Below are 7336 nucleotides of genomic sequence, written 5' to 3'. Positions count from 1 at the left end.
GATCACAACATCGCGCACGCCTGCCGCCGCGAGCGCATCGAGCGCAACGCGCAGCACCTCGATCGCCGCCGCCACCGTATCGCTGCCGATCAGCTCGGCGCCCGCCTGCGCCAGCTCGCGCTCGGGGCGGAGCTGGGTCGCGCGCAGCTTGACCACCTGGCCGCCGTAGGCGAGGCGCAGCGGGCGGGGGAGGTGCGCCATCCGCGTCGCCGCGATCCGCCCGACCTGCGCGGTGAGATCGGGGCGCAGCGCCAGCGTCCGCTGCGACACCGGATCGACGACGCGCAGCAGATCCTGCGCGCGCGACGATTTGAGCCGCCCGACCAGCCCCTGCTCGAACTCCGCCAGCGGCGGCGAGACTCGCGCATAGCCGTGCCGCCCGATCGCGACGATCACCCGATGCATCAGCCGCGACGCCGCCTCCGCCTGCGGCGGCAGCCGATCGCGCAACCCTTCGGGGAGGAGGCCGGGGGTGATGGTCAAAGCTCCCTCTCCCTTATGGGGAGAGGGCCGGGGAGAGGGGGAGTCCGATCGCTCAAGGCCCCGCCGATCGTGATGGGCACCCCCTCCGGATTGCCCATCACCTCTGCATTGGTGAACCGGATCACGCGATAGCCTTGTCGTTCGAGGAAACTGGTGCGGCGCGCGTCATACGCGTTTCAACCCGCATGTGTATCTCCCGTTCAAGTTGAAACGTCACCCCGGCTCAAGGCCGGGGTGACGTTTCAGCTTGATAGGCAACCTCTAAAACGCCAGCGCCTTCACCACCTTGACTCCAGGCAGCGCCTTCACCTTGTCGAGCGCCGGGCCCACCGGCTGGTCGACCGACAGCAGCAGCACCGCCTCGCCGCCGGCCGCGCGGCGGCCGAGGTGGAAGGTGCCGATGTTGACGCCGGCCTCGCCCAAAGTCGTGCCGAGGCGGCCGATGAAGCCCGGCGCATCCTCGTTGACGACATAGAGCATCTGGCCGGCGAGATCGGCCTCGACCTTGACGCCGAAGATCTCGACCAGCCGCGGCTGCGAATTGGCGAACAGCGTGCCCGCGACCGAGCGTTCGCCCTGGCTGGTCTGCACCGAGACGCGGATCAGCGTATGATAGTCGCCCTCGCGATCGTGGCGGACCTCGCGGATGTCGAGGCCGCGCTCGCGCGCCAGGAAGGGCGCGTTGACCATGTTCACCGTGTCCGAATAGACGCGCATCAGCCCCGCCAGCACCGCGCCGGTGATCGGCTTGATGTTGAGCTCGGCGGCGGCGCCTTCCACCTCGATCGCGATCTTGGTGAGATTGTCGTGCGCGAGCTGCCCCATCAGGCTGCCGAGCTTCTCGGCGAGCGCGAGATAGGGCCGCACCTTGGGCGCATCCTCGGCCGAGAGCGACGGTACGTTGAGCGCGTTGGTGATGCCGCCGGTCATCAGATAATCGGCCATCTGCTCGGCGACCTGGATCGCGACATTGACCTGCGCCTCGTTGGTCGAGGCGCCGAGGTGCGGCGTCGAGATGAAGCCCGGCGTGCCGAACAAAGGCGAATCCTTGGCGGGCTCATTGACGAACACGTCGAGCGCCGCGCCCGCGACATGCCCGCTGTCCAGCGCCTCCTTGAGCGCCGCCTCGTCGATCAGCCCGCCGCGCGCGCAATTGACGATCCGCACGCCGGGCTTGGTCCTGGCGATATTCTCGGCGGAGAGGATGTTGCGCGTGCTGTCGGTCAGCGGCGTGTGCAGCGTGATGAAGTCGGCGCGCGCGAGCAGTTCCTCGAGCGTCACCTTCTCGACGCCGAGCTCCACCGCGCGTTCGGGGGTGAGGAAGGGATCGAAGGCGACGACCTTCATCCGCAGGCCCAGCGCGCGATCGGCGACGATCGAGCCGATGTTGCCCGCGCCGATCAGGCCGAGCGTCTTGCCCGTCACCTCGACGCCCATGAAGCGGTTCTTCTCCCACTTGCCCGCCTGCGTGGATTTGTCGGCCTCGGGCAGGTCGCGGGCGAGCGCGAACATCAGCGCGATCGCATGTTCGGCGGTGGTGATCGAATTGCCGAACGGCGTGTTCATCACGACGACGCCGGCGGCCGACGCCGACGGGATATCGACATTGTCGACGCCGATGCCCGCGCGGCCGACGACCTTGAGGTTGGTCGCGGCGGCGATCACCTCCTTGGTGACCTTGGTCGAGGAGCGGATCGCGAGGCCGTCATAGCCGCCGATCATCGCGATCAGCTCGTCTTTGGTCTTGCCGGTGATCTCGTCGACCTCGACGCCGCGCTCGCGGAAGATCTGCGCGGCGCGGGGATCCATCTGATCGGAAATGAGGACTTTGGGCATGGTGAGGGTCCTTGATGTCACCGTCACCCCGGACCTGATCCGGGGTCCCGCTTGTTGCAGGCGGCGAAGGCAGCGGGACCCCGGCTCAAGGCCGGGGTGACGAGGGGGAGGTTAGGCCGTCCTGGCGGTGTGGAACGCCCAGTCGAGCCAGGGGCCGAGCGCCGCGATGTCGGCGGTCTCGACCGTGGCGCCGCACCAGACGCGCAGCCCCGGCGGGGCATCGCGATAGCCCGCGACGTCGTAGGCGGCGTCCTCGGCCTCGAGCAGCGCGGCGATCTTCTTGACGAGCGCGAGCTGGCCATCCGCGTCGAGCCCCTCGACCGCGCCGTCGGCGAACTTGAGGCAGACGCTGGTGTTGGAGCGCGTCGCGGGATCGGCGGCGAGATGCTCGATCCACGGAGTCGCCTGGACCCATGCGTCGAGCGCGGCGGCATTGGCGTCGGCGCGGTCGATCAAGGCGGTGAGCCCGCCCTGGCCGAGCGCCCATTCGAGGCTCCAGATCACATCCTCGACCGCGAGCATCGAGGGCGTGTTGATCGTCTCGCCCTTGAAGATGCCGTCGATCAGCTTGCCGCCTTTCGTCATGCGGAAGATCTTGGGCAGCGGCCAGGCGGGGACGTAGCTTTCGAGCCGCTCGACCGCGCGCGGCCCCAGGACGAGCACGCCGTGCGCGCCTTCGCCGCCCAGCACCTTCTGCCAGGAGAAAGTCACGACATCGAGCTTGTCCCACGGCAGCTCGGCGGCGAACACGCCCGAGGTTGCGTCGCAGATCGCGAGCCCCTGGCGATCGTCGGCGATCCATTCCCCGTCCGGCACGCGCACGCCGCTGGTCGTGCCGTTCCAGGTGAAGACGACGTCGGTCGCCCAATCGGTGGCGGCGAGATCGGGGAGCTCGCCATAGCCGGCCTTCACAACCTTCGCGTCGATCTTGAGCTGCTTGACGACATCGGTCACCCAGCCCTCGCCGAAGCTCTCCCACGCCATCACCGTCGCGGCGCGCGCGCCGAGCATCGACCACATCGCCATCTCGACCGCGCCGGTATCGGAGGCGGGGACGATCCCGAGACGATGGCTGTCGGGGATGCGCAGGATGCGGCGCGTCATCTCCATCGCGTGGACGATGCGGCTCTTGCCGAGCTTGGAGCGGTGCGAGCGGCCGAGGCTGGCGCTGGCGAGGCCGTCGGCGTGCCAGCCGGGCGGCTTGGCGCAGGGGCCGGACGAGAAGAAGGGGCGGGCGGGCTTGGCGGCGGGTTTTGCCGGTGCCGAGTCGGCGTGGGATCCGGCCGCGGAAGCGGCCGGCGGAGCGGTGTCAGTCATGGTCTCTCCTCACAGAGAGCGCGCGCCGCGTTGGGACGGCGTGGCCCGCCTGCGGCCCTACGGACGCGGCGGAAGGGGGTCAACCCGCTTGCGGCGCGCGGTTCATATGGTAGCGTTCGGCGGCTGCGTGAGGGGGTGGACATGGCGAGCATTAACGGCGCCGCCGCCCGCCTTCCCTTTGCCGCCGTGCTTCCGCTGATGATGGCGATATCGCTGTCGGGCTGCGGCCGTCATTCGCATCCGCGCTCCACGGCCAGGCCCGCCGCCACGCCCGTGCCGGCCGAGACGCCCGCCGCGATGCGCAAATGCCTCGCCGACCTCTCGGCGCTCGGCGCCAAGGTGCAGGTGCTGCCCGATCGCATCTTCCCCAACGGCTGTTCGGCGACATCGGCGGTCAAGCTGGTGGCGATCGGGATTCCGGTGACCAACCTCGGCGCGGTCAAGTGCGGCCTCGCGCTGCCGCTGACGCAATGGGTGACGCAGGCCGTGCAATCGGCGGCGCACGATCGGCTGAAGGGCTATGTCGTCAGGATCGAGAGCTTCGGCAGCTTCGCGTGCCGCCCGATCAACAATGTCGCGGGCAACAGGCTTTCCGAACATGGCCGCGCCAATGCGGTGGATATCGCCGCCTTCGTGCTGGCCGACGGGCGCAGGATCAGCGTGACCAGCGACTGGAACGGCGCCGATCCGGACAGGCGCGCCTTCCTGCGCCAGGTGCGCGACGCGGCCTGCCGGCGGTTCGCCACCGTGCTGAGCCCCGACTTCAATGCCTATCATCACGACCATCTCCATTTTGACATGGGCAACGGCCATCTATGCCGCTAACGACGCGCGCTTTGCCCGCGCGGGCCGAACCGAGACCAGCCATGAAGAAGCAAGAAATTCCCGAGCGGGTGTTCCCCAAGGCCAAGGACGATGCCGCCGCGGCGATCCAGGGCACGCCGCTGCCGCAGACCGCCGATCCGGCATATCGCCTCGCCTATCAGGACAGCGACTTCCTGTTGCGCGACGATCTGCGCCCGGTGCGTTTCCAGCTCGAGCTGATGAAGCCCGAGCTGTTGCTGGAGGAAGCGGGGATCGGATCGAGCTTCGTCTTCTACGGTTCGGCGCGCATCCCCGCGCCCGAAAACGCCGATGCGCTGGTCGCGGCGGCAAGCACCGATACGCAGCGCCGGATCGCCGAGCGGCTCAAGGCCAAGTCACGCTATTATCAGGTCGCGCGGGAGCTTGCGAGGCTGGCCAGCCGGACGCCGCCCGCCGAGGACGGCAAGCGCCAGTTCGTCGTCTGCTCGGGCGGCGGGCCTTCGATCATGGAAGCGGCCAATCGTGGCGCGCATGACGTCGATGCGGAATCGATCGGGCTCAACATCGTGCTGCCGTTCGAGCAGGCGCCCAACGACTATGTCACGCCGCACCTGAGCTTCAACTTCCATTATTTCGCCCTGAGAAAGATGCACTTCCTGCTGCGCGCGCGCGCGGTGGCGGTGTTTCCGGGCGGCTTCGGCACGTTCGACGAGATGTTCGAGCTGCTGACCTTGATCCAGACGGGCAAGATGGCGGTGCTGCCGATCCTGCTCTACGGGCGCGAATTCTGGGACAAGGTCGTCGATTTCGAGGCGCTGGTCGACGAAGGCGTCGTCGCTCCGCAGGACATGGACCTGATCCACTTCTGCGAAAGCGCGGAGGAGGGCTGGGCCTATGTCCAGGATTATTATGCGCGCTATACCGACAAGGTGTGGCGCAAGGGGCGCGGCGACAAGAAGTAAGCTCCTGGCCTTGATCCTCCCCTCCCAGGGGAGGATCATCTCAGGGCTGATCGCGCGCTCAGTTCCGGCGCTTGGCGGCCTGGCCTGAGGTCGCGGGCGCGGCCTCGCCGGCGATATTGCCCTTGGGCTGCTTGGCGGCATTGGCCTCGGTCTGCACCGGCACGTTGCCCGCCTTGACCGCGCCCTCCTCGTTCGCGCCGGTCGGGGCGGCTTCCTGGCCGGAGGTCGGCGCGGCATCGGGGGCGGCGCCTTCGGCGGGCTTGGTCGGCAGCGGCAGCGGATGATCGCCCTGCTGGTTGAGATAGGCGATGACGTTGGCGCGATCCTCGGGCTTGGAGAGGCCCGCGAAGGTCATCTTGGTGCCCGGCGCGAAGCCCTTGGGGTTGGTCAGCCACTCGTTGAGCCGATCGAAATCCCAATTGCCGCCCTTGCTCTTCAGCGCATCGGAGAAGGCGAAGCCGCCGCGACCCTGGGCGACGGGATCGCCGAGGACGCCATAGATATTGGGGCCGAGCGCGTTCGCGCCGCCCTTGTCGGCATTGTGGCAGGCGGTGCATTTCTTGAAGACGTCGGCGCCTTTCTGAGGATCACCCGACGCCATGTAGAAAGCGAAGGGCTTTTCGGCGACCGCGGCGCCGCTGCCGGCCTCGGCTTCGACGCCCGTCACCTCATAGCCCATCTTCTCGGGGCGCTCGGCCTGAAAATATTCGCCGGTCACGATCGTCACGCCGAGCGCTACGATGCCGCCCGCCAGAACCCAGCCCGCAATCGTGTTCGCCCGGTCGTTCATGCCGCCCCTGTCCCCGAAGGATCATCCATAGGATTCGCGGTCGCTTTAGTCAGCACGGTTACGCCCCGCAAGGTTGCGGGACACCGCATCGCCTTCTAAGCGCCGCGCGCATCATGGAAAGTTATCCCGCCCCCGCGCGCGACATGGTCGCAGCGCTCACCAAGGCCGCCGCACAACATCCGGGGAGCGCGATCGCCTTCCAGGGCGCGCCGGGCTGCAATTCGCATATCGCGGCGGGCGAGGCGTTTCCGGACGGCGCGCCCTTGCCCTGCTACAGCTTCGAGGATGCGCTGGACGCGGTGCGCGAGGGCCGGGCGGCGCGCGCGCTGATCCCGATCGAGAATTCGCTGCACGGCCGGGTGGCGGACATCCATTTCCTGCTGCCCGAAAGCGGGCTGACGATCGTCGGCGAACATTTCATGCCGATCCGCTATTGCCTGATGGGGCTGAGAGGCGCGCCGATCGCGGAGGCGATGAGCCACCCGCAGGCGCTGGGCCAATGCCGGCACTGGCTGCGCGCGCGCGGGATCAAGCCGGTGGTGGATTCCGATACGGCGGGGGCTGCGGCGGCGGTGGCCGAAATCGGCAATCCCGCGATCGGCGCGATTGCGCCGCGGCTGGCGGCGGAACTCTACGGCCTGGAGATACTGGGCGAGGGGCTGGAGGATTCGGACGACAATACCACGCGCTTCGTGATGCTGGCGCGCGAGGCGGAAAAGCGGCCTGTGACAGGCCCTTGCATGACGAGCTTCACCTTCGAGGTGAAGAATGTGCCCGCTGCGCTCTACAAGGCGCTGGGCGGCTTCGCCACCGAAGGCGTCAACATGACCAAGCTCGAAAGCTACCAGCGCGGCGCGAGCTTCGCGGCGACCGAATTCTTCACCGACGTCGAGGGATCGCCCGACGACCCCGCCGTGAAGCGCGCGTTCCAGGAGTTGGAATTCCATACCAAATGGGTCCGCATCCTCGGCACCTATGCGCAGGCGCGACCGCGCATCCTGGACTACATGTTTTGATCCCATGCTTGATGTGCATTTTCACTGTTAGCTGGAGGAAGCGCTATGGGCCGGGAGCGCCACGACGACTGAGGCGGTCCGTCGAGCGATACAACATAGTCAGAAGAGCTTGAGGGCGTTGGCCAAGC

Annotated in this window: 8 protein-coding genes; 3 read left to right on the top strand and 5 right to left on the bottom strand. The window is 67.9% G+C overall.

All coding sequences use genetic code 11. From position 1 onward, the window contains the following. The 4 genes from HUU94_RS11575 to HUU94_RS11560 all read right to left on the bottom strand — a co-directional run. Positions 1 to 483: ATP phosphoribosyltransferase regulatory subunit (locus tag HUU94_RS11575; RefSeq protein ID WP_174275226.1), on the bottom strand; the 483-nt coding region annotated here is incomplete at its 3' end. After that, entirely contained in the window at positions 480 to 608 is a 129-nt protein-coding gene (locus HUU94_RS11570; RefSeq protein WP_438827123.1) for a hypothetical protein, read from the bottom strand. The genes HUU94_RS11570 and HUU94_RS11575, both read right to left, overlap by 4 nt. Before the next feature lie 136 nt (positions 609 to 744). Then, positions 745 to 2319 (bottom strand): phosphoglycerate dehydrogenase, encoded by a 1575-nt coding sequence (gene serA, locus HUU94_RS11565; protein ID WP_174275225.1) that lies wholly within the window; start codon positions 2317 to 2319, stop codon positions 745 to 747. A 111-nt stretch (positions 2320 to 2430) separates the two neighbouring features. Further along, entirely contained in the window at positions 2431 to 3636 is a 1206-nt protein-coding gene (locus tag HUU94_RS11560; protein WP_174275224.1) for a phosphoserine transaminase, read from the bottom strand. 141 nt (positions 3637 to 3777) lie between these two features. Here HUU94_RS11560 and HUU94_RS11555 point away from each other — a divergent pair, with 141 nt between their 5' ends. Next, positions 3778 to 4461 (top strand): extensin family protein, encoded by a 684-nt coding sequence (locus tag HUU94_RS11555; RefSeq protein ID WP_254602165.1) that lies wholly within the window; start codon positions 3778 to 3780, stop codon positions 4459 to 4461. A gap of 41 nt (positions 4462 to 4502) precedes the next feature. Beyond that, a complete protein-coding gene (locus HUU94_RS11550) occupies positions 4503 to 5402 on the top strand; it encodes an LOG family protein (protein ID WP_174275223.1) in 900 nt (299 codons plus the stop codon). A gap of 58 nt (positions 5403 to 5460) precedes the next feature. On the opposite strand, the gene HUU94_RS11545 is transcribed toward HUU94_RS11550, so the two are convergent. Continuing rightward, the gene (locus HUU94_RS11545) at positions 5461 to 6192 is read right to left on the bottom strand and encodes a c-type cytochrome (RefSeq protein WP_174275222.1); all 732 of its coding nucleotides are present in this window, start codon (positions 6190 to 6192) and stop codon (positions 5461 to 5463) included. A 113-nt stretch (positions 6193 to 6305) separates the two neighbouring features. On the opposite strand from HUU94_RS11545, the gene HUU94_RS11540 reads away from it, so the two are divergent. After that, positions 6306 to 7208 carry a prephenate dehydratase gene (locus tag HUU94_RS11540; RefSeq protein WP_174275221.1) on the top strand — a complete coding sequence of 301 codons (903 nt, stop codon included), beginning with the start codon at positions 6306 to 6308 and terminating at the stop codon, positions 7206 to 7208. Positions 7209 to 7336 lie beyond the last annotated feature (128 nt).

Source organism: Sphingomonas bacterium, from assembly GCF_903644055.1.
GTDB lineage: Bacteria > Pseudomonadota > Alphaproteobacteria > Sphingomonadales > Sphingomonadaceae > Sphingomonas_I.
This window is presented reverse-complemented; position numbering and strand designations above follow the sequence as displayed.

Bases quoted from the DNA above. Each gene is read 5' to 3' on its own strand.
- HUU94_RS11550 (WP_174275223.1), top strand. From the start codon at position 4,503: ATGAAGAAGCAAGAAATTCCCGAGCGGGTGTTCCCCAAGGCCAAGGAC.
- HUU94_RS11560 (WP_174275224.1), bottom strand. From the start codon at position 3,636: ATGACTGACACCGCTCCGCCGGCCGCTTCCGCGGCCGGATCCCACGCC.
- HUU94_RS11545 (WP_174275222.1), bottom strand. From the start codon at position 6,192: ATGAACGACCGGGCGAACACGATTGCGGGCTGGGTTCTGGCGGGCGGC.
- HUU94_RS11555 (WP_254602165.1), top strand. From the start codon at position 3,778: ATGGCGAGCATTAACGGCGCCGCCGCCCGCCTTCCCTTTGCCGCCGTG.
- HUU94_RS11540 (WP_174275221.1), top strand. From the start codon at position 6,306: ATGGAAAGTTATCCCGCCCCCGCGCGCGACATGGTCGCAGCGCTCACC.
- serA (WP_174275225.1), bottom strand. From the start codon at position 2,319: ATGCCCAAAGTCCTCATTTCCGATCAGATGGATCCCCGCGCCGCGCAG.